Source organism: Mycobacterium sp. 1482292.6, assembly GCF_001672995.1.
GTDB classification, from domain to species: domain Bacteria; phylum Actinomycetota; class Actinomycetes; order Mycobacteriales; family Mycobacteriaceae; genus Mycobacterium; species Mycobacterium europaeum_A.
The window spans coordinates 1-2,157 of the sequence record NZ_LZKV01000130.1 but is presented as its reverse complement, the minus strand read 5'-3'; the positions used below and the strand labels follow the sequence as shown (position 1 = coordinate 2,157).

The window sequence follows — 2,157 nt, the reverse complement described above, 5'->3', positions numbered from 1 at the left end:
CGACGAGCAGGTGAAGATCCGCGGCTACCGCATCGAGCTCGGCGAGGTCCAGGCCGCGCTGGCCGCGCTGGACGACGTCGAGCAGGCCGTGGTGATCGCCCGCGAGGACCAGCCGGGCGTCAAGCGGCTGGTGGGCTACCTCACCGGCACGGCCGACCCGGGCGAGGCGCGCACCGCGCTGGCCGAGCGGTTGCCGGTCTACATGGTGCCGGCCGCGGTGGTGGCGCTCGACGCGTTGCCGCTGACCCCCAACGGCAAACTCGACGTGCGCGCCCTGCCGGCGGCGGAGTACACCGGCAGCGGATACCGGGCCCCGGCCACCGCCACCGAGCGGGCCGTGGCCGACAGCTACGCCCAGGTGCTCGGCGTGGAGCGGGTGGGCGTCGACGACTCCTTCTTCGACCTGGGCGGCGACAGCATCTCGGCGATGCGCGTGGTCGCCGCGATCAACGCCAGCCTGGGCGTTGACCTGGCGGTACGGGCCCTGTTCGACGCGCCCACGGTCAGGGCGCTGAGCCTGCGGCTGCGGGCCGAGTCGGCGGACGGCGACGACGTCGTTCCCGTGCAGATCCTCCGGGAGGGTTCGGGGGTGCCGTTGTTCTGCATCCACCCGGCCGGCGGGGTGAGCTGGCCGTATCGGGTGCTCGGCAAGTACCTGGACCGCCCGATCTTCGGCATTCAGCAAACCCAATCGGCCGATGCAGCCGCCCCGCGGTCGGTCCGCGAATTGGCCGAGATCCACGCCGACCGGATCCAGGACGTCTATCCCGACGGGCCCTACCACCTGCTGGGCTGGTCGTTCGGCGGGGTCGTCGCCCACGAGATCGCGATCGAGCTGCAGCGCCGTGGCCGCGCGATCGGGCGCCTGATCCTGCTCGACGCCCAGCCCAGCATCGACGACGCGATCGCCCTGCCGGAGCACGCCCTGGGCGAGCAGCAGGTGCTCGACGACGTCCTGCGGGCCTACAACATCAGCGTCGACGCGCAGACCGGGCCGCCCACCGACGAGCAACTGGCGGAGCTCCTGCGCGAATCCGGCGTCGCCGACATACCACGGCACCGACGGCTCGTCGATTTGCTGGCCGGAAACCTCAACGACAACATCGAGCTCTACCGGCTGCACGAGCCCCGGCTGTTCGACGGCGACATCTGCGTGTTCTCCGCCGTGCGGGACCAAAGCGACCGCAGTTCGCTGCTGGCCCGCTCCTGGGAGCCCTACGCCTCCGGCGACGTGCTCATCCACGCGGTGGACTGCACGCACAACGAGATGCTGTCCGCCGACTCGGTCGCACGCTACGGGCGCCAACTTTGGCAGCTGCTCCGCGAGGAACGCCGCCGCGAACTGGCCCCGCACGAACGGTTCAACGCGGCGGCCGGTGACGACGAGCCGCCCACCAAGTCATGAGCGGTCTGGCCAGTACATCGCGACGGTGCGATCCAGTTCACACATCCGTCGATCACGGTGATCACCACGGGTCGGCCGCCGCCGTCGGCGGCCCGTTGCAGCGCTTTTGGCGAAGCTCACGCGCGCTTCGATCCGGGCAACGGTAGGGTCGAAGACGTGTGCGGAGTCACCGGGGAGGTCCGACTCGACGGGCAGGCGCCCGACGTAGCGGCGGTCTCAGCAATGGCCGCGGTGCTGACACCACGGGGCCCCGATGCGGGCGGCGCCTGGTCGCAGGGCCGGGTCGCGCTCGGCCATCGTCGCCTGAAGATCATCGACCTGACCGAGGCCGGCGCCCAGCCGATGGTCGATTCGGAGCTGGGCCTGTCGCTGGCCTGGAACGGCTGCATCTACAACTACAAGGAGTTGCGCCAGGAGCTCAGCGGGTACGGCTACCGCTTCTTCTCGCACAGCGACACCGAAGTCCTGATCAAGGCCTACCACCGGTGGGGCGATGACTTCGTCAGCCACCTGTTCGGCATGTTCGCCTTCGCCGTCGTCGAACGCGACAGCGGGCGGGTGCTGCTCGGCCGGGACCGCCTCGGCATCAAGCCGCTGTATCTGACCGAGGACAGTCACCGGGTTCGGTTCGCGTCCACGCTGCCGGCTTTGCTGGCCGGCGGCGGCGTGGACACCCGCATCGACCCCGTCGCCCTGCACCACTACATGAGCTTCCACTCGGTGGTGCCCGCGCCGAACACCATCCTGCGCGG

At 70.4% G+C, this 2,157-nt stretch carries 1 protein-coding gene and 1 pseudogene; both read left to right on the top strand.

Annotated features, from left to right (window positions below; all coding sequences use genetic code 11):
* On the top strand, positions 1 to 1,405 hold a 1,405-nt coding region (locus tag A5624_RS13625; protein ID WP_156749009.1), incomplete at its 5' end, for a thioesterase domain-containing protein.
* A gap of 222 nt (positions 1,406 to 1,627) precedes the next feature.
* Positions 1,628 to 2,157: pseudogene (locus tag A5624_RS13620) on the top strand (N-acetylglutaminylglutamine amidotransferase); the annotation flags it as partial.